The organism is Aequorivita sp. CRS11, from assembly GCF_059693805.1.
The window spans coordinates 108,049-133,986 of the sequence record NZ_JCATIG010000002.1 but is presented as its reverse complement, the minus strand read 5'-3'; the positions used below and the strand labels follow the sequence as shown (position 1 = coordinate 133,986).

At 37.9% G+C, this 25,938-nt stretch carries 27 protein-coding genes and 1 pseudogene; 18 read left to right on the top strand and 10 right to left on the bottom strand.

The window, feature by feature from the left end; genetic code table 11:
* Positions 1-2 precede the first annotated feature (2 nt).
* Positions 3-367: pseudogene (locus AC58DT_RS03735) on the top strand (6-phosphogluconate dehydrogenase).
* Between the two features lie 10 nt (positions 368-377).
* Here AC58DT_RS03735 and AC58DT_RS03730 read toward each other — a convergent pair.
* The 3 genes from AC58DT_RS03730 to rpmH form a co-directional block, all read right to left on the bottom strand.
* Positions 378-953: a T9SS type A sorting domain-containing protein gene (locus AC58DT_RS03730; RefSeq protein ID WP_497215467.1), complete on the bottom strand. Its 576-nt coding sequence runs from the start codon at positions 951-953 to the stop codon at positions 378-380.
* Positions 954-1,009: 56 nt separating this feature from the next.
* Positions 1,010-3,862, bottom strand: coding sequence for a carbamoyl-phosphate synthase large subunit (gene carB / locus AC58DT_RS03725; RefSeq protein ID WP_497215466.1), 2,853 nt, complete (start codon positions 3,860-3,862; stop codon positions 1,010-1,012).
* A 100-nt stretch (positions 3,863-3,962) separates the two neighbouring features.
* Entirely contained in the window at positions 3,963-4,124 is a 162-nt protein-coding gene (rpmH, locus tag AC58DT_RS03720) for a 50S ribosomal protein L34 (protein WP_068760675.1), read from the bottom strand.
* Positions 4,125-4,398: 274 nt separating this feature from the next.
* Between rpmH and AC58DT_RS03715 the strand changes: the two genes are divergently transcribed.
* Complete coding sequence (locus AC58DT_RS03715; RefSeq protein WP_497215465.1) at positions 4,399-4,965, top strand: DUF2892 domain-containing protein; 567 nt, start codon at positions 4,399-4,401, stop codon at positions 4,963-4,965.
* A gap of 123 nt (positions 4,966-5,088) precedes the next feature.
* Entirely contained in the window at positions 5,089-5,790 is a 702-nt protein-coding gene (locus tag AC58DT_RS03710) for a TlpA family protein disulfide reductase (protein ID WP_497215464.1), read from the top strand.
* A 46-nt stretch (positions 5,791-5,836) separates the two neighbouring features.
* On the opposite strand, the gene AC58DT_RS03705 is transcribed toward AC58DT_RS03710, so the two are convergent.
* A complete protein-coding gene (locus AC58DT_RS03705) occupies positions 5,837-6,757 on the bottom strand; it encodes a lytic transglycosylase domain-containing protein (protein ID WP_497215463.1) in 921 nt (306 codons plus the stop codon).
* Positions 6,758-6,816: 59 nt separating this feature from the next.
* Complete coding sequence (locus AC58DT_RS03700) at positions 6,817-7,476, bottom strand: alpha/beta fold hydrolase (RefSeq protein ID WP_497215462.1); 660 nt, start codon at positions 7,474-7,476, stop codon at positions 6,817-6,819.
* Positions 7,477-7,721: 245 nt separating this feature from the next.
* Between AC58DT_RS03700 and AC58DT_RS03695 the strand changes: the two genes are divergently transcribed.
* Positions 7,722-8,021 (top strand): GNAT family N-acetyltransferase, encoded by a 300-nt coding sequence (locus tag AC58DT_RS03695; RefSeq protein ID WP_062620971.1) that lies wholly within the window; start codon positions 7,722-7,724, stop codon positions 8,019-8,021.
* Here the strand turns inward: AC58DT_RS03695 and mtaB are convergent.
* Positions 8,018-9,349, bottom strand: a complete 1,332-nt coding sequence (mtaB, locus tag AC58DT_RS03690; protein ID WP_497215461.1) for a tRNA (N(6)-L-threonylcarbamoyladenosine(37)-C(2))-methylthiotransferase MtaB — start codon at positions 9,347-9,349, stop codon at positions 8,018-8,020. The two genes, AC58DT_RS03695 and mtaB, sit on opposite strands and share 4 nt — an antisense overlap.
* 61 nt (positions 9,350-9,410) lie before the next feature.
* On the opposite strand from mtaB, the gene AC58DT_RS03685 reads away from it, so the two are divergent.
* Complete coding sequence (locus AC58DT_RS03685) at positions 9,411-11,051, top strand: ABC transporter substrate-binding protein (protein ID WP_497215460.1); 1,641 nt, start codon at positions 9,411-9,413, stop codon at positions 11,049-11,051.
* A 38-nt stretch (positions 11,052-11,089) separates the two neighbouring features.
* Positions 11,090-11,371 (top strand): hypothetical protein, encoded by a 282-nt coding sequence (locus AC58DT_RS03680; protein WP_497215459.1) that lies wholly within the window; start codon positions 11,090-11,092, stop codon positions 11,369-11,371.
* On the opposite strand, the gene AC58DT_RS03675 is transcribed toward AC58DT_RS03680, so the two are convergent.
* A complete protein-coding gene (locus AC58DT_RS03675; RefSeq protein WP_497215458.1) occupies positions 11,368-12,543 on the bottom strand; it encodes a GlmU family protein in 1,176 nt (391 codons plus the stop codon). The two genes, AC58DT_RS03680 and AC58DT_RS03675, sit on opposite strands and share 4 nt — an antisense overlap.
* A gap of 169 nt (positions 12,544-12,712) precedes the next feature.
* Positions 12,713-12,994 (bottom strand): type B 50S ribosomal protein L31, encoded by a 282-nt coding sequence (locus tag AC58DT_RS03670; RefSeq protein ID WP_497215457.1) that lies wholly within the window; start codon positions 12,992-12,994, stop codon positions 12,713-12,715.
* A gap of 210 nt (positions 12,995-13,204) precedes the next feature.
* Between AC58DT_RS03670 and AC58DT_RS03665 the strand changes: the two genes are divergently transcribed.
* From AC58DT_RS03665 to AC58DT_RS03635, 7 genes are all read left to right on the top strand, one after another.
* On the top strand, positions 13,205-13,735 hold the full coding sequence (locus AC58DT_RS03665) for a DUF4199 domain-containing protein (protein ID WP_279448436.1): 531 nt from the start codon (positions 13,205-13,207) through the stop codon (positions 13,733-13,735).
* Between the two features lie 8 nt (positions 13,736-13,743).
* A complete protein-coding gene (locus tag AC58DT_RS03660) occupies positions 13,744-14,697 on the top strand; it encodes a glycosyltransferase family 2 protein (RefSeq protein WP_497215456.1) in 954 nt (317 codons plus the stop codon).
* Positions 14,698-14,736: 39 nt separating this feature from the next.
* Positions 14,737-16,452 (top strand): phospho-sugar mutase, encoded by a 1,716-nt coding sequence (locus AC58DT_RS03655; RefSeq protein ID WP_497215455.1) that lies wholly within the window; start codon positions 14,737-14,739, stop codon positions 16,450-16,452.
* A complete protein-coding gene (locus tag AC58DT_RS03650; RefSeq protein WP_497215454.1) occupies positions 16,452-18,278 on the top strand; it encodes an ABC transporter ATP-binding protein in 1,827 nt (608 codons plus the stop codon). The genes AC58DT_RS03655 and AC58DT_RS03650 overlap by 1 nt, the downstream gene beginning before the upstream one ends.
* 66 nt (positions 18,279-18,344) lie before the next feature.
* The gene (locus tag AC58DT_RS03645; protein WP_497215453.1) at positions 18,345-18,899 is read left to right on the top strand and encodes an RNA polymerase sigma factor; all 555 of its coding nucleotides are present in this window, start codon (positions 18,345-18,347) and stop codon (positions 18,897-18,899) included.
* Between the two features lie 24 nt (positions 18,900-18,923).
* The gene (locus AC58DT_RS03640; RefSeq protein ID WP_497215452.1) at positions 18,924-19,424 is read left to right on the top strand and encodes a hypothetical protein; all 501 of its coding nucleotides are present in this window, start codon (positions 18,924-18,926) and stop codon (positions 19,422-19,424) included.
* Positions 19,421-19,882 (top strand): sensor of ECF-type sigma factor, encoded by a 462-nt coding sequence (locus AC58DT_RS03635; protein WP_497215451.1) that lies wholly within the window; start codon positions 19,421-19,423, stop codon positions 19,880-19,882. The genes AC58DT_RS03640 and AC58DT_RS03635 overlap by 4 nt, the downstream gene beginning before the upstream one ends.
* 51 nt (positions 19,883-19,933) lie before the next feature.
* On the opposite strand, the gene AC58DT_RS03630 is transcribed toward AC58DT_RS03635, so the two are convergent.
* Positions 19,934-20,779: a DUF2911 domain-containing protein gene (locus tag AC58DT_RS03630; protein WP_497215450.1), complete on the bottom strand. Its 846-nt coding sequence runs from the start codon at positions 20,777-20,779 to the stop codon at positions 19,934-19,936.
* Positions 20,780-21,113: 334 nt separating this feature from the next.
* Here AC58DT_RS03630 and AC58DT_RS03625 point away from each other — a divergent pair, with 334 nt between their 5' ends.
* From AC58DT_RS03625 to AC58DT_RS03605, 5 genes are all read left to right on the top strand, one after another.
* Complete coding sequence (locus AC58DT_RS03625) at positions 21,114-21,575, top strand: SRPBCC family protein (protein WP_497215449.1); 462 nt, start codon at positions 21,114-21,116, stop codon at positions 21,573-21,575.
* 17 nt (positions 21,576-21,592) lie between these two features.
* Positions 21,593-22,288 (top strand): SDR family NAD(P)-dependent oxidoreductase, encoded by a 696-nt coding sequence (locus AC58DT_RS03620; protein WP_497215448.1) that lies wholly within the window; start codon positions 21,593-21,595, stop codon positions 22,286-22,288.
* Positions 22,289-22,291: 3 nt separating this feature from the next.
* Positions 22,292-23,596, top strand: a complete 1,305-nt coding sequence (locus AC58DT_RS03615; RefSeq protein WP_497215447.1) for a cryptochrome/photolyase family protein — start codon at positions 22,292-22,294, stop codon at positions 23,594-23,596.
* 109 nt (positions 23,597-23,705) lie between these two features.
* Positions 23,706-23,954 (top strand): (4Fe-4S)-binding protein, encoded by a 249-nt coding sequence (locus AC58DT_RS03610; protein ID WP_497215446.1) that lies wholly within the window; start codon positions 23,706-23,708, stop codon positions 23,952-23,954.
* A gap of 77 nt (positions 23,955-24,031) precedes the next feature.
* Positions 24,032-24,619: a hypothetical protein gene (locus tag AC58DT_RS03605; RefSeq protein WP_497215445.1), complete on the top strand. Its 588-nt coding sequence runs from the start codon at positions 24,032-24,034 to the stop codon at positions 24,617-24,619.
* A 3-nt stretch (positions 24,620-24,622) separates the two neighbouring features.
* On the opposite strand, the gene murA is transcribed toward AC58DT_RS03605, so the two are convergent.
* Entirely contained in the window at positions 24,623-25,936 is a 1,314-nt protein-coding gene (murA, locus tag AC58DT_RS03600; RefSeq protein WP_497215444.1) for a UDP-N-acetylglucosamine 1-carboxyvinyltransferase, read from the bottom strand.
* Positions 25,937-25,938: the final 2 nt, after the last annotated feature.

Sequence of the window (25,938 nt, the reverse complement as noted above, 5' to 3'; positions counted from 1 at the left end):
TTATGAAAAAAATACTCATCATTATCCTGGGAAGCCTATTGGCGCTTTATTTGCTTTACTTCGCTTTTGTGTATTTTGTACCCTATAGTGAAGGGACCAGAGCGGGAGAACTTATTAAATTTAGCCATAAAGGCGTAGTTGTAAAAACCTGGGAAGGAGAAATCAGTCAAGGTATTAGCGGCGCACAGATTTTTTCCTTTTCAGTTTTAGATCAGGAGAAGGATGTAATAGATAAAAGGAGTATCAAGGCAGCTATGTAAAAGTAAGCTATGTAGAACGCTTTACTACCTTCTTCTTTTGGGGCGACACAAAATATTTCATTAATGATGTGGTAAAGGAACAATCACCACACTTTAATCGTCAATAGATTTTAAAAATTACTTTTTAGCAATTTTCAGCGTAGTCTGCAGGTTATTTGAAGTTACTTTTACAAAATACAAACCGCTGTTCAGTCGGCTCATATCTACCTGAGTCAAAATGCCCGACCCCTTTCCTTCTGAAACAAGTGTACCAAGTACATTATAAATTTGATAACTATCTACTTTGAATATAGAAGAAATGATCAATTCATTTCTTACGGGATTGGGATAAAAATTTAAGTTTTTCACGAATTTATCCTCTACGGAAAGTTTTCCAACCACGGTAACTTTTCCGCGCATCAAAGGATTTGATTCATTTTGATATTCCGTTACTCCTCGTTTTTGAAAAGTGTGTGAAAATTCAGTATTTAAACCATCAAGTGTGCCACTGCTAAAGGTTTCGGTGCCATTGGGAAGAGCCGTTACACTTTTTTGTGAACCATCATTCCAAATCCACAGAACAGTATCTCCAACCTCTATTGTAGGGCTTGCCACAGATTCATTGATACCTTGTCCCCAAGCAATTTCAACAACATTCTGACCCATCAGAATATTCGTTGCAATAAAAAATAAGAACAAAGTAATTTTTTTCATAAATGAATATCTCAAAAGGTTAGTTATCTAATTTACAAAAAAAAACACAAATCTGATTATTTACTCAGATACATTTTTCTCCTTGCATAGAGATCATAAAAGGCATCATCCTTTAAACTATCGATAAAAAGTATGCTCTCGCCCGTACTCTTCATCTCGGGCCCCAATTGTTTATTTACATTCGGGAATTTGTTGAAACTAAAGACCGGTTGCTTTATAGCAAAACCTTCCAGTTTCGGATTAAAATCAAAATCGGTTACTTTGTTATGTCCCAGCATTACCTTTGTGGCATAATTTACATAAGGCTCTCCATAAGCTTTCGCAATAAAAGGAACCGTACGCGAGGCGCGTGGATTGGCTTCAATAATGTACACTTTATCATCTTTTATTGCAAACTGGATATTTATCAACCCAACAGTATTTAATGCTTTCGCAATCTTATGGGTGTGATCTTTTATTTGCTGCATAACAAATTCACCAATGTTAAAAGGTGGCAAAGTTGCGTTTGAGTCTCCGGAATGGATTCCGCAAGGCTCAATATGCTCCATTATTCCAATAATATATACATTTTCACCATCGCAAATTGCATCTGCCTCGGCTTCAATGGCACCATCCAAATAATGGTCAAGCAATAACTTGTTATTCGGAATTTTACGTAGTAAATCCACCACGTGTTCTTCCAATTCCTTTTTGTTGATTACAATTTTCATCCCTTGTCCACCCAAAACATAGGAAGGACGAATCAATAACGGAAAATCAAGCTGGTCTGCAAGTGCAAGGGCTTCTTCAGTAGTTTCTGCCGTTCCAAATTCTGGGTAAGGAATGTTGTTTTCTTTTAAAAGTGTTGAGAAACTTCCTCGGTCTTCGGCCAAATCCAAAGATTTATAAGTTGTTCCGATAATATTGATTCCATAACGGTCAAGCTTTTCGGCAAGTTTTAAAGCCGTTTGACCACCCAACTGAACAATTACGCCTTCGGGTTTTTCGTGACGAATAATGTCGTAGATATGTTCCCAGAAAACTGGTTCAAAATACAGTTTATCTGCAACGTCAAAGTCTGTGGAAACCGTTTCGGGATTGCAGTTTATCATTATAGTTTCATAACCACATTCGGCTGCCGCCAATACACCGTGAACACAGCAATAATCAAACTCGATGCCCTGCCCTATTCTATTTGGGCCCGAACCGAGAACGATGATTTTTTTCTTTTCGGTTACTATACTATCGTTTTCTGAATAAGGCTTTTGGTCTTCAAGCTGCATTTCGTTTTCAAAGGTGGAATAATAATAGGGTGTTTCCGCTTTAAATTCTGCAGCACAGGTGTCAACCAATTTATAAACGCGCTGAATGTTCATTTCCTCACGTTTTTTGTAGACTTGACTCTCAAGACATTTCAGCATATGTGCAATCTGACGATCCCCGTAACCTTTTTGCTTAGCTTCCAATAATAATTCCCTCGGAAGTGTTTCCAAAGTATATTTTGAAATTTCCTTTTCCAATAAAAACAGTTCTTCGTACTGGCGAAGGAACCACATATCAATTTTTGTGATTTCGTGAATTCTGCTCAGCGGAATACCAATCTGGATTGCATCATAAATTACGAACACGCGGTCCCAACTTGCGTTTTTGAGTTTATCGAGAATTTGCTCGTAATTGGTATAACTTTTTCCGTCGGCGCCGATTCCATTTCTTTTAATTTCTAGCGACTGTGTAGCTTTGTGGAGCGCCTCCTGAAAAGAACGACCTATGCCCATCACTTCTCCAACGGACTTCATTTGAAGTCCCAAGGTACGATCTGAGCCTTCAAACTTATCAAAATTCCAACGTGGAATTTTTACAATTACGTAGTCTAAAGTTGGTTCAAACAATGCAGAAGTTGACTTGGTAATCTGGTTTTTTAGCTCGTCTAATGTATAACCAATTGCAAGCTTGGTAGCAATTTTTGCAATAGGATATCCAGTGGCTTTTGAAGCCAATGCCGAAGAACGTGAAACCCTAGGGTTAATCTCAATGGCTATAATTTCTTCATCATCATCAGGGCTAACGGCAAACTGAACATTACAACCTCCCGCAAAATCACCAATACTACGCATCATATGGATGGCCATATCTCGCATTCTTTGGAAGGTGCGGTCGTTGAGTGTCATTGCCGGTGCCACAGTTATGGAATCTCCGGTGTGGATGCCCATCGGATCCATATTTTCAATAGTACAGATAATTACAACGTTATCATTTTTATCGCGAAGCAATTCAAGTTCATACTCCTTCCATCCCATCATCGCCTTATCAATCATTACTTCGTGAATAGGAGAAATTTCCAATCCGTGCGATAGCAATTCATCAAAATCTTCTTCTTTATAAACTATTGAAGCGCCTGCGCCTCCTAACGTAAAAGATGCCCTAATAACCAAAGGAAAGCCAAATTCTTGAGCTATTTCCTTTCCTTGCAGATATGAGTTGGCTGTTGCCTGAGGTGCCATTTTCACCCCTATTTTCTCCATTAACTCTCTAAATTCCTCTCTGTCCTCGGTAATATTAATTGCGTTGATATCAACACCTATCAACTTTACCCCAAAGTCTTTCCAAATTCCTTTTTCGTCCGCTTCAATACACAAATTGAGTGCTGTTTGTCCGCCCATCGTTGGAAGTACCGCGTCAATCTGTGGGTGCTCTTTTAAAATTTTTACAATTGATTTTGTGGTAAGCGGAAGTAGGTAAATATGATCGGCCATAGACGGATCCGTCATAATGGTCGCCGGGTTGCTATTTATCAAAACGGTTTCTATTCCATCTTCGCGCAAAGACCGAAGAGATTGAGAACCGGAATAGTCAAACTCACAAGCTTGACCAATAACTATAGGTCCAGAGCCAATTATAAGAACAGATTTAATAGAAGGATTTTTTGGCATTTTCTTTACTTTTTTTGTATCGCAAATTTACGGTGCATTAGGGTATAAAAAAAAGGTGTTGCTTAGTTAAACAACACCTTTTATATATAATTTATCAACATTACTTTTTGTGACGGGCTTCAGAAGATACAGATAGTCTTTTTCTGCCTTTCGCTCTGCGGGCAGCTAAAACCTTTCTTCCGTTTACAGAAGCCATACGCTCTCTAAAACCGTGTTTGTTTCTTCTTTTTCTTTTTGATGGCTGAAATGTTCTTTTGCTCATTTTAGTATTCTTTAACTTCTGTAATTTCTTTTTTCAAAAACTTTTGGAGTACTCCCTCAAAAGTCGGGTGCAAAAATACAACAAGTTTTTAGTTAGGCAAACCTTTTTATGAAAATATCTGTATTTTTTTTACTTCCTAAATATAATATAAAATACCTCAGGTTTCAGAAGGCTTTTACTCATCTTTTACTAAAAATAATTTTCTATCCTATATAGAAAATATTCAAAAAAGCATTTAGATTTTATACCTTTGCACCCATTTTAAAGACGACTCATGTTCAATAAAAATATAAAATTAGTTTTGGCCGCTTTGGTAATCGGCGCGGCTGTTTGGCAATTCACCGAAACAAATATTGGCAATGGTATTATGCTCATTTTGCTCTCCTTAATGTTTGTGCTCTTGTATTTTAAAAATGAAATTATCCTGCTTGCATTTCTCCGCTTGCGGAAACAAGATTTTCCTGGAGCCAAAAAATGGTTGGATAAAATTAAGAACCCAAACGCGGCCTTGGTACCCAAACAGGAAGGTTACTACAATTACCTAAACGGTCTGATGATTTCGCAAACCAATATGGTTGAAGCTGAAAAGTACTTTAAAAAAGCTGAAAAACTAGGTTTGAATATGTCTGCAGATATGGCGATGACAAAATTAAACCTTGCCGGAATTGCAATGACCAAAAACCGAAAACGCGAAGCTGAACAGCTTATGACTGAAGCGAAAAAACTGGATAAGCACAATATGCTGGACGATCAAATAAAAATGATGAAACAGCAAATGAAAAAGATGGGACAGCCCAGACAGCAATTTGGCAAAGGCAGCCGCGGAGGAAGAAGGTTTTAAGTTATTTTCTTTTTAATAGTATTTATCTCTATCTATTGCATTTAATCGATTTTTAATGGCTGTTTATCGAATACACTACTGTAAATCAAGTAAATAGACTACCTTTGCCCAAAGCTTTTGCTTATGGGTAGAAAACTACTTTATCTCTTTTTATGGGTTTCCTTCTCAGCACAATCACAGATTGGGCAAGGCGATTATTTCTCTGAAGCGATTGGAAAAAACATTAGAAAATACACGAAAAATTCACAAAAAGCTTACGCTGAAGAGGATTTTGAACGTGCAGAGTTTCTATTTGATTCGCTTATAAATAATGTAATTAACGGGAGTTATTTGGACAATTTTAAAGTTCGAAAACTTTCCGGCAGAAAGATTGAGCTATACAAGTTTGAAAAGCCAATTTTCCTGATGACATATGCTTCTTGGTGTACGCCCGGTGTGGGTGAAATTCCAGCCTTGAACGAAATAGCTGAAAAATATTATAAAGACATTGATTTTGTGGTGCTTTTTTGGGATTCAAAAGAAAATGTGCGAAAATCTACCCGCGACTATTCCAAGAGGATCAATATAATATACGTGGATGAAAAAGAAAACACCAATGACCACATTGTTGAGATAATGAAACACAGTCTTGGCTTCCCCACATCCTTCTTTATTGATGAAAACAAACGCATTGTAGATGTTAGGCGTGGCGTATTGCACCCATATAATGAAAAGTATGAAATTTCATTTGAGCTTAACTACAATTCGTTTTTAAATGGTATTTCGCTTCTGAAAAACTTAGGATACGAAGACAAAGAGCACTTTGCTTCAAAACAAAACCCATAAAAGCGTTACGCTTTTATGGGTTTCAAATATTACATTAAGATAATTTTTATTGATAATATCCTTTTTCGGGAATTTCAATAAAATATTCCTTACCCGAAGCATTCTTCAAATAGGTATCCCGCAACCATGGATTGTGAAGTTTTAAAATTTTGTAATTTATTCCGTAAGGCTTTACCCATTCCGACCAATCCTCAACGGGTGTATCCACTTTTACAGTGTAGGTAGGGATATTTGTGTAAAGATCCTTTTCCCTAAAGTTGAAACCATATTTTTGGGGGTTGCTCATAATTTCTTTCAAGGCCAAGATTCTAAAAACATATCTGCTAGTTTCGGTATTTAACAATAAGTCGTAATAGCTGGTCTCTTTCTGTCGGTTTATCTGTTTGTTCATCCCCCCAACACCCGCATTATATGATGCAGCGGCCATAGTCCAACTTCCAAATTTCTCTTTTGATTTTTTTAAATATTCCGCAGCGACCATTGTAGCTTTTTCCAAGTTGTAACGCTCGTCTACGTAATCATTGATTTCAAGGCCATATTCCAATCCCGTTCCCTTCATAAAATGCCAAATTCCAGAAGCTCCGGCAGGAGAACTTTGGTACTCCAAACCACTTTCCGCTACGGCAAGGTATTTGAAATCGTCCGGAAGTCCGTATTTTTTCAATAGTGGCTCTATCTGTGGAAAATATTTGTTGGCTCGCTTAAAAAGCAGCAATCCGTTGGATTGCCAGTAAGTGTTTACCAATAACTCCCTATCCATCCTTTCGCGGATATCTGGATTGTGAAGCGGCACAGATTCACCAGCGAAGTCCATTTTTTCGGGCAGTGGCAAAGCGTATACATTGTAATCATTAACCAATTTTTTTTCAAGATTTGCATCTGTTGGGGCATCCTGCACTGCATGAATGCTAAGGGCACTAACCGCAACAATAATTACGCCCAACCCTATCTTACCTATCATTTTCATATAATCATATTTTCAATAAAGATACTTAATTCATCAATTTTTATTGATCAAAGAACAAATTATTCTTCAAAAATTTCCAGAAGCTTTTGCGAAATTTCCCTCCCTTTATTCAAAATCATAATATGTGTTCCGCCCTTTATAACTTCATAGTCGCTAATATATTTTGAAGGGAACACCATATCTTTATCACCGTGAATATGTAGCACATTATTTATCTTTTCCCTTCGGCTCCAATTTACCATTTTCTCAAGCGCCCAATCCAAATATTGCTTGTCCCGAACGTGCAGATATTGCTGATACAGTGACAGTCGCTTTTTTGTTTTTGGTCCAATGGAATATTTCGTCAAATCGTCTGCACTTAAAACTAAGCTTGTTGGGATGAGTTTGTAGGCTTTGGTCAAACTTGCTAGTTTCATGCGCCGCGGAAGCTCATTGCGAGATTTCACACTAGAAATAATTATAAGCTTTCTCAACTTTAAAAACTGGCTCATTTCCTGCACCACTACGCCACCGAAAGAAACTCCAATCAAGATAGCGTCTTTCTCCTTTACTCGGCTTGCCATTCTTTTGGCGTAAGCTTCCAAACTTTCATTTTTTTCTGGAATCAACCATTCCAAAATATGTACTTCATAATTCTCGGGAAATTTAATATTCCGGAAAATTTCACTTCCGGCAGCCATGCCTGGAACAAAGTAAATATGTGTTTTTTCAGAATTCATAAGTCTTTTGTGAAGAAAATGGCAAAGCCCAAAGATTATTCGTAAATTTACGGATACAAAGATAGAATTATAAAACTGTTTCTTTACAACTGAATAACTTCAGTCATAATTTGCTTTGAACACAAACCAAACATCAAAAAGTAGCGTATATAATAACACTTTAAGTTACCATATTCCGTATCTTAAAATAAACATTCCATATCACTGCATTCTAAATACCCTTTTTCAAATTAAAATAACTCCCAATGATTGAAGATGTAGAAATTACCGACAACGAATTTTTGAGACAGTTCGAACTCGAAATTGGCGACAATATGGCCCGCATAGAATATGCTTTGCAGGACCGAAAAATTTTTCTCACCAAATATGAAATGCCCGAAGATCTCGAAGAACAAGGTTTTAGGGAGATATTTATAAAAGCCGTTTTTGAAGAAGTAAAAAACCGTGGCATAAGCTTGGTGCCCACCAGCCCTGAAATTGCAGGATTTATGCGAAAAAACCGCAGAAAGTATAAAGATTTATTGCCAGTGGGAATTAATATTTAAGCCAAAACGGTTTCAGCTACCTCAAACCGCACCAATCCATCCTCATCAATTTCAGTAAGTTTAATTTGCTGTAAGGTATTTACCAATTCCGGATTCCACGGGGCTTTTACCTTTACGTAATTTTCTGTAAAACCGTGAATATAGCCTTCCTTGTTTTCGCCCTCAAAAAGAACTGTTCGGGTTGTGCCAAGCTGACTTTCATAAAAAGCCCTTCGCTTTTTCGCCGAAAGACCGCGCAACATTTTACTGCGCTTGTTTCGCACCTTCATCGGCACAACACCCTCCATTTCAGCCGCAGGCGTGTTGTCCCTTTCGGAATAGGTGAAAACGTGCAAATATGAAATATCCAATTCGTTTAAAAAATGATAGGTTTCCAAAAAACGATCATCCGTTTCGCCCGGAAAACCAACAATAACGTCGACTCCAATACAGGCGTGTGGCATTACTTCACGAATTTTCGCAACTCTTTCCACATAAAGTTCACGCATATAACGACGCCGCATCAATTTTAAAATTTCATTGCTTCCACTTTGTAATGGAATGTGAAAATGCGGCACAAAAGTGCGCGATTTTGAAACAAAATCTATGGTTTCATTTTTCAAAAGATTAGGTTCAATTGAAGATATACGAAGCCTTTCAATGCCCTGCACTTCATCTAAAGCTTTTACCAATTCCAGAAAAGTATGCTCGTGCTTTTTGTTGCCAAACTCTCCTTTTCCGTAATCCCCAATATTTACGCCAGTTAAAACAATTTCCTTAATTCCCTGTGCCGAAATATCCCCAGCGTTCTGTAAAACATTTTCCAAAGTATCACTTCGTGAAATACCGCGCGCCAATGGAATGGTGCAATAGGTACATTTATAATCACAGCCATCCTGCACCTTTAAGAACGCACGGGTTCTATCGCCAATGGAATACGAACCAACGTAAAAATCGGCATCCTCAATTTCACAGGAATGTACTTCGCCAAAATCGTTTTTGGAAAGATCATTTAAGTAATCGGTAATCTTAAATTTTTCGGTAGCGCCCAATACCAAATCAACCCCATCTACATCTGCCAATTCCTGTGGTTTTAATTGTGCATAACAACCTACAGCGGCAACAAAAGCTTTGGGATTGGCCTTCTGTGCTTGCTTTACAATTGTTTTAAAGCGCTTATCGGCATTTTCTGTGACGCTGCACGTATTTATTACATAAATATCAGCTTTTTCAGAAAAATCAACACGGTCAAATCCCTCCCCCTCAAAACTTCTTGCAATTGTAGAAGTTTCGCTGAAGTTGAGTTTACAGCCCAATGTATAAAAAGCGACTTTTTTTGATGCGTTCATTATTGTATTTTTGGCAAATGAGGGCACAAAAATACAAACTTAAATCGGTTCCCGAAAAAACATGATAGCGCCGTTGAAAAATCAAATTTTAAGAATTTCAAAATATTGCGTGCTCTTCTTTTTAATTTCCTGTGGAAATAATGAAGAAACCGAAAATGACCATCTCGTCTTCCGCTACAACGAACACGGAAACATCCCTACGCTCGATCCTGCTTTTGCAAGAAATCCGCAAGCTATCTGGCCGGATAACCAACTTTATAATGGTTTGGTGCAACTGGATGATTCCTTAAATATTGAACCTGATATTGCGAAAAGCTGGGTTATTAATGATTCAACTTACATCTATACATTTACCCTGCGGAATGATGTTTATTTTCATCAAAATATTGCTTTTGCAAAAATGGATTCCGCGGGGCCACCTCGATACACGAGAAAAGTTGTGGCACAGGATTTTGTTTACAGTTTTGACCGTTTGACCGATGAAAAGGTTGCCTCCTCGGGAAGCTGGGTGATGAATTATGTTCAAAAATATTGGGCCGAAAATGACAGCACTTTTGTAATTCAACTAAAACAGCCCTTTCCTGCATTTTTGGGATTGCTTACCATGCGGTATTGTTCCGTGGTTCCGAAGGAAGCGGTGGAATATTATGGCAATGAATTCCGAAGAAACCCGGTAGGCACGGGACCTTTTCAGTTTAAAATGTGGGAAGAAAACGTAAAGCTCGTATTCCGAAAAAACCCGCTTTACTTCGAAAGAGATGAGAACGGAGAAAGACTTCCATACTTGGAGGCCGTTTCAATTACTTTTTTGCCCGATAAGCAAAGTGAGTTTTTGCAATTCGCACAGGGGAAACTAGATTTTATTTCAGGTTTGGATGGTAGTTACAAAGATGAATTATTGACTACCCGCGGAGAACTTCAACCCAAGTACGAAGATTTGTATTATATGGTTACAGGGCCCTATTTAAACACGGAATATCTGGGTTATTTCCTGGGAACAAACACCCCAGAAATACAAAGCAAAACATTGCGACAGGCAATTAATTACGGTTTCGATCGCCAAAAAATGGTAACATATTTACGCAACGGAATGGGCATTCCCGCCATTCACGGTTTTATTCCCAAAGGTTTGCCCGGTTATGCTGAAATTGACGGTTATATCTATCAGCCGGAAAAAGCAAAAGAATTGATTGAACAGTACAAAAAGGAAACTGGTGATTCTAAACCTGAAATTACAATCGGTACCAACAGTCAGTATTTGGATTTATGCGAATATGTGCAACGCGAACTTGAAAAACTTGGAATTGCCGTGACTATAGATGTAATGCCTCCTTCCACACTTCGACAGATGAAAAGCAGCGGTGAGCTCGATATTTTTCGCGCCAGTTGGATTGCCGATTATCCCGATGCCGAAAATTATCTTTCGCTTTTTTACAGTCCCAACTTTGCTCCCGATGGGCCAAACTATATGCACTTTAAAAATCAGACTTTTGATAGTATTTATGAAAAGTCACTGAAGATTTCAAATATTGAAGAACGAAAATTGAATTACACCAAAATGGATTCCATTATTGTCGAAGAAGCGCCCGTTGTCCCTTTGTTTTATGATATGGCCGTGCGGTTTGTAAATAAAAATGTTTCGGGCCTCGGCATAAATCCACAGAATTTTTTGGTTTTGAAGCATGTCAAAAAAACAAAATAATTTGTAACTTACTTTTTTAAACTTCATAAAAGTAAACTATGGGATTTGGAGGTTCTGCTCTGGCAATGGCACAAACGCTTCGCAACAATGCAAAGCAACTTGTAAAACGTGATAAATATTTCGAAAAGGACATTACCCCTTCCAATAGTAGCTACGGAAAAATCATAGACCATAAAAAAATGTCGCCCGAGCAGTTTGAAGCATTCAAACAAAAACTGCGTCAAAATGAAATAGAGCGACAAAAACGGCTAACCCTAGTTTTTGGAAGCGTTATGATAGTAATTGTTGGAGTCCTAATCTACCTTTTATTTTTTTATTAAGCTTTTCGCCACTTTGAAGTTTCCTCAAAAACATGTTCCAAAATCTTGGCGTCCATCTCTGAAAACTCGATATTTCTTCGGTTCATAACCACTTTTGCCACTTCAATGGCCTTGTCGGTTTTATAGGTTGTAAAACCGCCACTTCCGCCCCAACTAAAGCTTGGGACAAAGTTTCGGGGAAAACCGCTTCCGAATATATTGGTGCTCACGCCCACAACCGTTCCTGTATTAAACATAGTGTTGATGCCACATTTACTGTGATCGCCCATCATCAATCCGCAGAATTGCAGACCGGTGCGTGCAAAACCTTCAGTTTCGTAATTCCAAAGGCGCACTTCGGCATAGTTGTTTTTTAAGTTACTATTGTTGGTATCTGCGCCCAAATTGCACCATTCGCCCAAAACGGAATTCCCTAAAAAACCGTCGTGCCCTTTATTTGAATACCCAAAAATTACGCAATTATTCACTTCTCCTCCAACTTTGCTATGCGGACCAATAGTGGTATTGCTGTAAATTTTGGCTCCCATTTTTAATGTTGAATGTTCGCAAAGCGCAAACGGACCGCGAACGGAACACGCTTCCATAATTTCAGCATCCTTGCCAATATATATTGGTCCTTCGGAAGCGTTTAAGGAACAAAGTGGCAATTTTGCACCTTCTTCAATAAAAATGTTTTCGGGATTGCTCGCCCAAACGGCTTCGGGAATGGATTGCGATTTACGACCTTTGGTAAGCATTGAAAAATCGCGTTTTATCGCTTCGCCATTTTTTGAAAAAATATCCCAGGTGTTCTCAATTCTTAAAACATCATCGTGGGCATATTGAATTATATCAAAGGTTTCAAAATCTACTTCCTGCCCTTCTGTTGTGAAAAAAGCAATCGGTTCATCATCAAAGAATACAGCCTTATTTTCCTCCAAACCTTTAATGATGTTCACCAAATTTTCCGAAGGCAGAAAAGACGCATTTATGAAAATATTCTTCTCGAGCTCCACGAACGGATACTTTTCCGAAAGATAATCTTCTGTTACCGTCGTGGTGGTAAAACCCAAAAGATGTTCCCATTTTTCACGAATGGTTAAAATACCTACGCGAATATCCGCCACCGGACGGGTAAAGGTGAAAGGCAAAAGCTGGTTGCGGACGTTGCCGTCAAAGAGGATATAGTTCATTTGGTTTCAAGTTTCAGTTTAACCCTTCGACTGCGCTCAGGGTGACATTTTCGATTTCATAATCCAATATTACTCAAAATTCAGCAATCACCAATCGTTAATCAGCAATCTAAAATCAAAAAGCCCCCGATTTCTCGAAGGCTTATATTTTTTTACTAAAAAGTGAAGACTACTCTTCTGTTTTAGCTTCTTTTGCTACAGGTTTTTTAAACTTGTCGTATTTGTTTTTAAATTTGTCAATACGTCCCGCAGTATCAATAAGTTTTGCTTTACCAGTATAAAAAGGGTGTGAAGAACGTGAAATCTCCATCTTTACCAAAGGATATTCAACACCATCCACTTCGATAGTTTCTTTAGTATCTGCAGTTGATTTTGTAAGGAATACATCTTCATTGCTCATATCCTTAAAAGCAACTAATCTATAATTTTCTGGGTGGATACCTTTTTTCATCTCTCTAATATTATAATTTAAAAATGCGCTCTTCCGACCTTTCGGAATTGAGTTTGCAAATTTAAGTATTAATTGGAAATTAGCAACAAAATAATACACTTTTTTTATTCACCGCAAAATCGCCCGCAAATGTAACGTTTTACTATATTTGTTTACTAACAAACCGAACCTGTCTGCCACTTTTTTGGTAGGCCAAAAAACCAATAAAAAATGGAAACTCAAACTACTTCATTAAAAAAAATAGCACTCAATTATGGGGTTCTATTGGCATTACTTTCAATTGTTTTACAAGTTATTTCTTACGTACTTGACGTTCATATTGATCGGCCATGGTGGCTAACTGTTCTTCAGTTAATTATTTCCGTAGGCGTTATTGTTTATGGTATAAAAGCATTTAAAATTTCAAACGAAAATTACCTTACACTGGGGCAAGCACTAAAAACCGGTTTGGCAATTAGCCTTGTAGCTGGAATTATTGCAGTAGTTTTTAACTATATTTTTATGAATTATATTGACCCAGATTTTGTTCAAAAAACCTTGGATTTCTCACGAGAACAAATGTTGGTGAAAAACCCAGAGATGACACAGGAACAAATCGATATGGCAATGAACATGTCTGCGAAATTTATGTCACCAATGATAATGTCTGCTTTCGCAATAATTGCAACTTTGTTTTTTGGATTTATTATTTCGCTTTTCGCTGGATTGGTAATGAAGAAAAACCCACCTCAACATCTTTAATTAGCTGAATGAATATCTCCATCGTCATACCTCTTCTCAACGAAGAAGAATCGCTAAATGAATTGTACCGTTGGATTGCAGATGTTATGCAATCCAATGGTTTTTTATACGAGCTCATCTTTATTGACGACGGAAGTACGGACGATTCCTGGAAGATTATTGAAAAAATCTCTGAAGAAAATCCAGTAGTAAAAGGAATCCGTTTTCAGAAGAATTATGGAAAATCACAAGCATTGCATGCAGGTTTTGCAATGGCCAAAGGCGATGTAATTATTACGATGGATGCCGATTTGCAGGACAATCCTGAAGAAATACCAGAACTGTACAAAATGATTACCGAGGATGGTTTCGATCTAGTTTCCGGTTGGAAAAAGAAACGTTACGATTCAGTGCTCAGCAAAAACATGCCTTCCAAATTGTTCAATTATGCAGCCCGGAGAACTTCGGGTGTAAAATTGCATGACTTTAATTGTGGATTAAAAGCCTATAAAAAGGACGTCGTAAAAACCATAGAGGTAACCGGCGAAATGCACCGTTACATCCCCGTTTTGGCGAAAAACGCTGGTTTTGGGAATATTACCGAAAAGCCCGTTCTGCACCAAGCCAGAAAATATGGAACCACAAAATTTGGCGCAGAACGCTTTATTCGTGGTTTTTTAGATTTAATTACTATCTGGTTTTTGTCAAGATTTGGCAAGCGACCTATGCATCTCTTTGGGGCTTGGGGCGCATTAATGCTCATTATAGGTTTCCTTTTGGCGCTGTATTTGGGAATTGACAAACTGTTCTTAAATCCCTTCGGAAGACTTATCACCGAGCGACCACAATTTTATATTGCGCTGACTGCAATGATTTTGGGTACCCAGCTTTTTCTTGCCGGATTTTTGGGCGAATTGATCCTTCGAAGTAAAAAGGATTCCCGAAACTACATCATTAAAGAACAGCGAAACTTCCAAGATTAACCATTCAGATTCGTTATTTTTGCACTTTAAATTAAGCGAATGATTTACGTAGATCCGAAAATTCTAGCCCGGGTAAACCAATGGCTCACCCCCTTTTTCGACAAAAAAACCCAGCACGACATTAAAGAAATGATTGCTTACGATCCCGAGGGATTGGAAGATAGTTTTTATAAAAACCTAGAATTCGGTACCGGTGGAATGCGAGGCATTATGGGCCTTGGCGACAACCGAATAAATAAATACACCTTGGGAAAAAATACCCAGGGGCTCTCAAATTATTTAAAGAAGCAATTTCCCAATAAAGAAATTAAAGTCGCAATCGCTTATGATTGTCGCCACAACAGCCAGGAATTTGCAAAAGTAGTGGCCGATGTATTTTCAGCAAACGGAATAAAAGTATGTCTTTTTTCAGAATTGCGCCCCACCCCAGAACTTTCCTTTGCCGTAAAACATTTGGATTGCCAAGCCGGAATTGTTTTAACGGCATCGCACAATCCACCCGAATACAACGGCTATAAAGTATATTGGGAAGATGGCGGACAGTTGGTGCCGCCGCAGGATGGTGAAATTATTGCCGAAATAAATTCGCTTAAATACGAAGACATAAAATTTGAAGCAAACGAGAATTTAATTCAATATATAGATACCGAAGTAGATAAAGCTTTCGCAATGGCTTCAATTGAAAACGGAACTTTTAATACTTCAAAAGAAGCAAAAGACAATTTAAAAATTGTTTTTACTTCCCTTCACGGTACGTCAATTACAATGATTCCAAAGGTTTTGGAACAAGCTGGCTATAAAAATGTTTCCATAGTTGAAGAACAAGCAGAGCCCAACGGAGATTTCCCAACGGTAAAATCGCCCAATCCAGAAGAACCAGCCGCTTTAAAAATGGCTTTGGAGCTTGCCGAAAAAGAAAATGCAGACATTGTAATTGGCACCGATCCAGATTGCGACCGTTTGGGAGTTGCTGTTAGAAACAATAATAATGAAATGGTTTTGCTGAACGGAAACCAAACAATGGTTTTAATGACGCACTTTCTTTTGGATCATTGGAAAAAAGCTGGCAAACTGAACGGCAATCAATTTGTGGCTTCTACAATCGTTTCAACGCCAATGGTCGAAAAAGTGGCGGAGCATTTCAACGTAAAATATTTGGAAGGGCTCACGGGTTTTAAGTGGATTGCCAAAATGATAAATGACTTTCCCGAGCTCGAATTTATTGGTGGCGGCGAAGAAAGTTTCGGGTATTTGGTGGGCGATTTTGTGCGCGATAAAGACGCGGTTACCTCTACCCTACTGGCCTGCGAGATTGCCGCACAGAAAAAATACGCTGGCAGCAGTATGTTTCAATATTTGAATGAAATTTATAATACGTACGGCAACTATCGTGAGCATTTAATTTCAATCACAAAAAAAGGAAAACAGGGCGCCGAGAAAATTTCAGCAATGATGAAAACGCTTCGCGAAAATCCTTTTACAGAAATTGCTGACAGTAAAGTGGTTCGGATGGACGATATTTTAAGAAGTGAAACCACAGATTTCACAAAACAGGAAACTTTGTCACTAACCCTGCCAAAAAGCAATGTATTAATATATTACACCGAAGATGGCAGCAAAATTGCAGCACGACCCAGCGGCACCGAACCCAAAATAAAGTTTTACATTAGCGTGAATACTTCCGAAAAGAATAATTTTGAAGAAATACTTCAGAAAAAAATTGACGCTATTGCCGCACAACTAAACGTGAGTTAATGAATTATTTCAAAAAAATACTGCGCTACGCCTACCCCTATAAAAAGTTTGCTTTTTTAAATATATTCTTTAATGTGCTGTACGCTTTATTCAGCACGCTTTCATTTGTTGCGCTAATACCTGTTTTAGAGATTATTTTCAGCGATCAGCGTACGCTCGGGCCACGCCCGGTTTATGAAGGTTTTTCAGGTATTAAGGATTTTTCGCAGGAATACCTCAATTACTTCATCATTGAAAACATCAACAAATACGGGGAGTTTAAGATTTTAATGTATATGGTTGGCATTATAATCGCTTTGTTTTTGTTGAAAAATTTAAGCAATTATTTGGCGATGTTCTACTCCACATTTCTTCGTAATGGCGTATTAAAAGATCTTCGAAACGACCTTTACGGAAAGGTGATACAGTTTCCATTGGCATTCTATTCCGAAAAGCGGAAAGGCGATACCATTTCCAGGCTTAGCGGCGATGTGGATGAAGTAAAAAACTCGGTGCTTTCCGTTTTGGAAATGATTGTCCGCGAACCGTTGACCATCATTTTTTCTTTGGTTACCATGCTTTTCATCAGTGCAAAACTTACACTTTTTGTGTTTCTCTTTCTTCCTATTTCTGGTTTTTTAATTTCAAAAGTAGGGAAATCGTTAAAAAGAGGTTCGCTAAAAGTACAACAGGAACAGGGCGTTTTTCTTTCTATTTTGGAAGAAACTATGGGTGGCCTGCGCATAATTAAAGCCTTTCACGCCGAAAATCTTTTTCAGAAAAAATTTGAGGACAGTAACGAACGCTTTTATAAACATTCAAATGCAGTACTTAACCGTCAAAATCTTGCATCGCCGCTGAGTGAGCTCTTGGGCATCATTACCATTGGAGTGCTGTTGGTGTATGGCGGTTATTTGGTTTTTGTGGACCGCACACTGGAGGCCAGTTTCTTTATTGGTTATATTATGCTGGCCTACAATATTCTTACGCCTGCCAAAGCTATCGCCAAAGCCAGTTATTCGCTTAAGCGTGCCGATGGTTCCGCACACCGAATCTTGGAATTATTGGAAGCTGAAAATACCATTACCGATATTGAAAATCCTGTGCAAAAGGAAGGTTTTGACGGGGTGATTTCTATTAAGAATATTTCATTTAAATATGAAGACCAATACGTTTTAAAGGATTTTTCACTTGAAATTCCGAAGGGAAAAACCGTTGCGCTCGTGGGCCAATCTGGGAGCGGAAAAAGTACAATTGCAAATTTACTCACCCGTTTTTATGATGTGAACCAAGGAAGCATTGAAATTGATGGCGTAGATATAAAAAACATTTCGAAAAGGTCTTTGCGTGGTTTAATGAGTATCGTTTCGCAGGACTCTATTCTTTTTAATGATTCGGTGGGAAACAATATAAAACTTGGAAAACCTAATGCTACCGAAGCTGAATTAATGGAAGCTTCGGAAATTAGCAATTCCTACGAATTTATAAAAAATCTCCCCGATGGTTTTGACACCAATATTGGCGATGGAGGCGGTAAAATAAGCGGCGGCCAAAAACAACGGTTGAGCATTGCTCGTGCCGTTCTTAAAAACCCGCCGATAATGATTTTAGACGAGGCAACTTCGGCTTTAGATACCGAAAGCGAACGTTTGGTACAGGATGCTTTGGAAAAAATGATGAAAAACCGAACTTCCATCGTTATTGCCCACCGTCTTTCCACTATTCAAAATGCAGATAATATTGTGGTTCTTTCCAAAGGAAAAATTGTGGAACAGGGCAAGCACCAAGAGCTTTTGGAGAAAAAAGGCGTGTACTACAGCTTGGTGGAAATGCAATCTCTTGCTTAATTCAATAGCCTAAATTAAACCATTGTTCTGTAACTTAGTCCTATAAATAAGTTGCGCACTCAAATAATGGTTGAAGAACGAGAACTGGTAACGGCATTGCAGACCGAAGCGGAGAAAGAATCTGCTTTTCGGGAGCTAGTAACGCAATACAAGGAACGGCTTTACTGGCAAATACGGAATATGGTTTTAGACCACGATGATGCCGATGATGTGCTACAAAATACATTTATCAAGATTTTCAGAAATATTAATTCATTTAAGGGAGAAAGTAAGCTTCATACGTGGATGTACCGCATTGCCGCTAATGAATCTATCACATTTTTAAATAAAAAGGCAAAACGCAACAATGTTTCAATAGACAATGTAAAAAACAATGCGGTTCGCAAGTTGGAAACAGACGTATATTTTGAAGGCGACGAGCTGCAACTTCAGTTTCAAAAGGCCATTGCAACATTGCCCGATAGACAGCGATTGATTTTTACAATGAAATATTTTGAAGACCACACCTTTGAGGAACTTTCGGAAATACTGGAAACCTCAGTAGGCGGATTAAAAAGCAGCTATCACATTGCCGTAAAGAAGATCACGGAATTTATTAAAAATCAAGATGAAACTCTTTGAAATTTTTAAAGTCAGAGTTAAGTAATGGAAAAATATAAAAACATACCAAACTTTAAAACTCCCGAAAATTATTTTGAGGATTTTGAGGTGCGCCTTTTTAGCAAAATAGCTGAAGAAAGCTTCCCCAAAACTGCAGGATTTAAGATACCTAAGCAGTATTTTGAAAATCTGGATTCAAAAATTTTAAAAGAAGTTGCAGCTTCAGAAAGAACAGGAAAAGTAATATCGCTCTTTTCTCGGAAATATTTTGGATATGCTTCCGCAATTGCCGCTTCTCTTGTTATTGGCTTTACAGTTTTTAATACCAAAAGCAATACTATCAGTCTTGACTCACTTCAATTGGCTGCTATTGACACATATATTGAAGAAGGCAATTTAAACTTAGATCTTTACGACGTGACTTCATATATAGAAAATGAAGACATTGTCAATATAAATTTGGACACCAAGTATGCTACCGATAATTCACTAAAAGAATATCTTTTGGAAAATATAGACACAGAAACCTTAATTAATGAGCAATGAATAAATTAGTTATTCTCCTTTTCCTATTGACCACAATCGTGCAGGCACAAGACGGAAAACATGAAAAAATAAAGGCTTGGAAAACAGCTTACATTACAGAAAAACTTTCGCTCACTTCCTCTGAAGCAGAAAAATTCTGGCCCATTTATAATAAGTTTGACGAAAAATTTCACGAGCTTAGAAAAAAAGAGCGAACTGAAATTTTTAAAAAGCTACGTGACGGACTGGAAAATCTTACAGATGCAGAAGCCAATGAATTGATAGACAAAAATCTTTCCATCGAATCCAGTGAGCTTGAATTGCGCAAGCAAATGACAGCAGAATTGCGAAAAGTGATTTCCCCAAAGAAAATCATTTCACTAAAAAAAGCGGAAGACGATTTTAAGCGGGAACTGTTAGATAGGTATAGAAATAGCAAGGGTGATAAAGGTGAAAAAGGCCCGAAAGGCCCGAAATAAAAAAAGCCCCGATAAATTCGGGGCTTTTTTTATTTAATAAGGCATTTTGAATTACATAGCTCCCCATTCTTTTAAAGATTTTTCATTCAAGGCCACATAATCACTATTACCAGCGGCTTTCGCCATTTCCAATGATTTTTTAGCAGCTTCAATAGCGCCTTTTTTATCACCTGCTTTTGCGTAGATCAATGATTTTTGGCGTAATTGCCAGAATTTTGGATCCTTGTTCATTTCAATAGACTTATCAATCCAGGTTTTAGCTTGATTGATGTCTTTACCGGCTTCCAAATAATAAACCGCAGCAGAGTAATAATCATTTGCAGAAGGGCCGTTCATAACTCTCTGAATGCTTGCAGTTACAGTTTTATCAGTATTAAACTTAATTGGTACACCCACATAAGTTTTTTCCCAAAGCATTCCCAGCATAGCAGAATCATTTTTCAACTCGTCAAAACTCATTGTAAAAGTTTCTATATTCATAGGCATTGGATATGCCTGTGCAGATACCTGTGCTGCAACCTTGCTATCATCCCACTTCTCTGGCATGCCCCAATTGTTGGTGTCATCATAAAAGTATACTTCCCAGTTTGATGCTCCTGGCTTGGTATAAATAGCATATGAACCAGCTTTTAATGTTTTACCGCCTATTTCTACATCACTATTAAAAGTAATTTTGGTATTTGCATTTGCACCAGTACGCCACATAGCGTCATAAGGTACCAAACCACCAAAAATGGTTCTTCCTTTCATGGAAGGTCGAGAGTATTCCAAAGTAACATCTGTCAGGCCTACTTTTTGTTCAATTTTTTGAAACGGACTTGGTTGTGGTGTTTCTATTTGTGCCTGTATGCCAAAGGTTAACATAAGGGCAGAAAAAAGTAAAATAATTTTTTTCATCGTAATGGTTTTAAGGTGATTATAATTTTCACGAAGTTACTGTTTGGAAATTTTTTAATAGTTAAGGAAAACCTAAAATCTTAGATTTTTGCAATGAAAAGAAAACACGTAATCTTCGATTATAGTTTAAACACAGCAGAATTGTTAATATTTTGTTTAAACTTTTTTTGATATAATAAAACAAACTATTTTTAAGAAAAAATTTAAGCTATGTTGAAGTTTTTAAAAAGAATACTTAAAATTCGCTTGCAAAACAGTTCCGTGGAAACCAAAACCTATAGGCTTTTGCGCATGAACCGCAATCTTTCGTTCAGGCAAGGAAAATAGGTAGTGAATGAAAATTTACACACTACACGCAAAACAGAACCTGCCCATATCTATAGAGGAGGCATGGCAGTTTTTATCAGACCCTAAAAACCTAAAAGTTATTACTCCAGATTTTATGGGGTTCCACATTCAATCGGGTGCTGACAGGTCTATGTTTGCGGGACAAATTGTGGAATATATTGTCACACCTATTTTAGGCATCAAAACCAAATGGGTTACGGAAATCACACACGTTGTGGATAAAAAATATTTTGTGGACGAGCAACGCTTCGGGCCTTACGCCTTTTGGCACCATAAACATTTTATAAAAGAAATTGACGGCGGGGTAGAAATGGAAGATTTGCTTCACTACAAATTACCTTTTGGTTTTTTGGGCCAATGGGCACATCCTTTTTTGGTAAAGCCGAAACTCGACAAAATTTTTGAATACCGAAAAAATAAGTTGGTAGAACTTTTTGGCACCATCTAACCTCATAAAAACGAATTATGCAAAAAAACATACTTTTAATAGGCGGTTCCTACGGAATCGGAGCCTCCATTGCCGAAAAACTGAAGAGAAATCACCAAGTAATCATCGCTTCCCGTACCAAAGAAAATATTCCCGAAGGCATAACACACCACACCTTTGATGCGTTAAATGATAACATTTCAGACTTAGATGTACCCCCCAAAATCCACGGATTGGTTTATTGTCCGGGCAGCATAAACCTAAAACCTTTCAAAATGATGAGTTCCGAGACATTTAAAGAAGATATGGAACTAAATTTCCATTCTCTGGTTCGCGTGGTTCACGGCTTATTACCCAACCTAAAAAATGCAGAACAGGCTAGTCTTGTGTTTTTCAGTACCGTTGCCGTGAAGGTAGGGATGCCGTTCCATACTAGTGTGGCTGCAGCAAAAGGTGCTATTGAAGGTTTTGCAAAAGCACTCGCTGCGGAATATGCCCCAAATTTTAGGATAAATGTAATTGCGCCCTCGCTTACCGATTCGCCTTTGGCTTCAAAACTTTTAAATAGCGAATCCAAAAAGGATAAAATGGCGGAGCGTCACCCCTTGAAAAAAGTGGGCACTATAGAAGACATTGCCGCTATGGCGTCATTCCTGCTAACTGATGGTTCACAATGGATTACCGGACAGGTTTTAGGGGTAGACGGCGGACTTTCAACTTTAAACATCAACTAAATTTTGGCTGAAAAAGTAAATATATTTTGGTTTCGAAGAGATCTGCGGTTGGATGATAACGTTGGATTTTACAAGGCCCTGCACGGAAAATTCCCGGTCTTGCCCATTTTTATTTTTGATCCTGAAATATTGAATGAGCTACCCAAAGACGATGTGCGTGTTACTTTTATTTTTGAAACGCTTCAAAAAATGCGGGATGAATTACAGAACCACGGTAGCAGCATTGCGCTTTACCACGGAAAACCGGAAGCTATTTTCAAAAAAGTGATTTCGGAATTTGAAGTGCAAAACGTAATAACCAATCACGATTACGAACCCTATGCAAAGCAACGAGATGAATCCATTAAAAAATTTCTCGATGGTAAAGGAATTGGTTTTTACACCTATAAAGATCAGGTGATTTTTGAAAAGGATGAAGTAGTGAAAGATGACGGCGATCCCTATATTGTTTTTACACCCTATATGAAAATCTGGAAAAATAAGTTCAAAAAGGTGTATGATGAAAAGATTTATAATACAAATGAATTTTTAAAGAATCTATACCAAAACTCACGAATGCCGAATCTTTCGTTAAGTAATCTCGGTTTTAAAAAGTCAAAAATAAAAGTTCCGGCTTACGATGTAACACCCACGACCATTCAAGAGTATGAAAAACGAAGAAATTTCCCTGCTGCAGATGCTACTTCCCATCTTGGGCCACATCTTCGTTTTGGAACCGTAAGCATACGGAAAATGATGAAAAAGGCCACTGCCGAAAAAAATGAGGTTTTTTGGCAAGAACTTATTTGGAGGGAATTCTTTATGCAAATCCTTTGGCATTTTCCAGAAACGGTTGAAAATGCTTTTAAAAAGAAATATGATCGTATTGAATGGCGAAATAATGATGCCGAATTCAAAAAGTGGAAAGATGGAAAAACCGGCTACCCCTTGGTTGATGCAGGAATGCGGCAATTGAACGAAACTGGCTATATGCACAACCGCGTGCGGATGGTCGTTGCCAGCTTTTTGTGCAAACACCTTTTAATAGATTGGCGTTGGGGTGAAGCTTATTTTGCTGAAAAACTATTAGATTATGAAATGTCCAATAATGTGGGCAACTGGCAATGGGCGGCAGGCTGCGGCGTAGATGCAGCGCCATATTTCAGAATTTTCAACCCCACAACACAGATTGATAAGTTTGATAAGGACTATAAATACATCAAAAAATACGTGTCCGAATTTGGGACTGAAGAGTATCCTGAAAAAATGGTAGATCACAAAGATGCCCGTGAAAGATGCTTAAAAGTTTATAAAGCTGCAGTTTCTTAAAAACTGTTAATTTCTGTACGATTATTCCTATTTTGTGTATTATATCGATAAAATGTGTAGTTTTATCGATATTTTCACATTTAATTTTACAAACCCCAAATTGTAAAGTATGGAAACCTACAAAAATGTTTACAGTAATGGTGAAGTGATCGTAACATATGAACCAAGTCGTTGCATTCACGCCGAGGCTTGCGCCAAGGGCCTATCCGAAGTTTTTAAAACTTCTGTAATTCCGTGGATTGATTTAGATGGTGCCAGTACCAAGAAAATAATTTCACAAGTTAAAAAATGCCCTTCCGGAGCTTTAAGTTGTACCAAAATAAGACCAAAGCAGTTTGTTAAAGATTTTGTAATTTGAGAGAAAATTTGGGTGGTTGTGCACAATTTTTCTACTCTTGCACTGTTAAATAAAGCATTGCAAACAAACCTGAAAACATGAAGAAGATTTTAGTACTAGCCCTCCCCCTATTTCTATTTACGCTACAATCAGTTGCGCAAGACTCAATCCAAGTTCGAAAAAACACCCTTAACGAACAGATGACCAATGCTTTTGATAAAAGCAATAGTTATCAAGAATACAAAGTAATCAAGAAGACCCAGCTTGCTACTTTAAAGCGAAATATTTTAGATTCCGTTTCTTCATTAGAGAAGAAAATAAATACTCAGGAAAGTGAATTAAGTCTTCAGAAAAACGAAATTGATTCGCTTCGTCAAAATCTTCAAAACACCAAACAAAACTTGGCTTCTGCCAAAGAAAAAGAAGATGGGATCGAAATTTTTGGCATTCTCACTTCAAAAGCCACTTATAATGCTATTATGTGGAGCATTATCCTTATTTTATTATTGATTAGCGGCTTCTTATTCTACAGGTTTTTGAACAGCCACAAAATTACAAACGCTGCCCAACTGAAAATGGCAGAGATGGAAATTGAACTGGAAGATTACCGCAGAAACAGTTTGGAACGCGAGCAAAAGTTGCGCAGAAAACTTCAGGACGAGATCAACAAAAACCGGAAAGCTTAATATTTAAGGTTCTGTACGTGTAATTTTTGCACCAATGGCGCGAAGTCTTTCATCTATGTTTTCGTAACCCCTATCTATCTGTTCAATATTGTGGATAGTGCTTGTGCCGTGTGCCGAGAGCGCTGCAATCAAAAGTGAAATTCCCGCCCGAATATCTGGTGAAACCATAGTTGTAGCTTTCAGATTTGATTGAAAGTTATGGCCAATTACCGTTGCCCTATGCGGATCGCAAAGAATGATTTTGGCACCCATATCTATCAATTTATCCACAAAGAACAGGCGGCTTTCAAACATTTTTTGGTGAATGAGCACGCTTCCTTTTGCTTGGGTACAAACTACTAGCACAATACTCAGCAAATCTGGGGTAAAGCCAGGCCAGGGTGCATCTGCCACCGTTAGTATGGAACCGTCAATATAACCTTGTATTTCGTATTCCTTTTGGGATGGAATGTGAATATCATCTCCTTTTTTATTCAGCTTTATTCCAAGTTTTCTAAAGGTTTCGGGAATTAACCCCAAATTTTCCCAACTCACATTTTTAATGGTGATTTCACTTTGGGTCATTGCCGCAAGGCCAATCCAGCTACCAATTTCTATCATATCTGGCAGAATACGATGTGTACAGCCACCTAGATTTTTTACACCTTCAATAACCAATAAATTTGAGCCAACTCCTGAAATATTTGCGCCCATGGCATTTAGCATTTTGCAAAGTTGTTGGATATAAGGTTCGCAAGCAGCGTTGTAAATAGTGGTTGTTCCCTTAGCCAAAACGGCCGCCATTACAATGTTTGCAGTTCCAGTAACCGAAGCTTGGTCTAAAAGCATATAAGTACCCTTCAACCCTTTTGGAGCTTCAACTCCATAAAATCGTTCCTCCTTATTGTAACGGAACTTCGCTCCAAGGTTTATAAAACCTTCAAAGTGAGTATCGAGCCTTCTTCTGCCAATTTTGTCACCTCCTGGTCGCGGAATATAACCTTTGCCAAATCTAGCCAACAACGGACCTACAATCATAATAGAGCCACGAAGGGAGCTTCCCTCCTGCTTAAAAAGTTCTGATTCTAGATATTCCAGATTAATTTCATCAGCAATAAAAGCATATTTACCTTTTGCCAGTTTTTGGATTTTCACCCCAAGGTTCTCTAGAATTTTTATCAGTTTATTCACGTCCAGAATGTCCGGAATATTTTCAATGATTACCTTTTCAGGAGTTAACAATACTGCGCAAAGAATTTGTAAGGCTTCGTTTTTGGCACCCTGAGGCGTTATTTCGCCCTTTAATTTATGCCCGCCCTCTATTTGGAAAGTTCCCATAG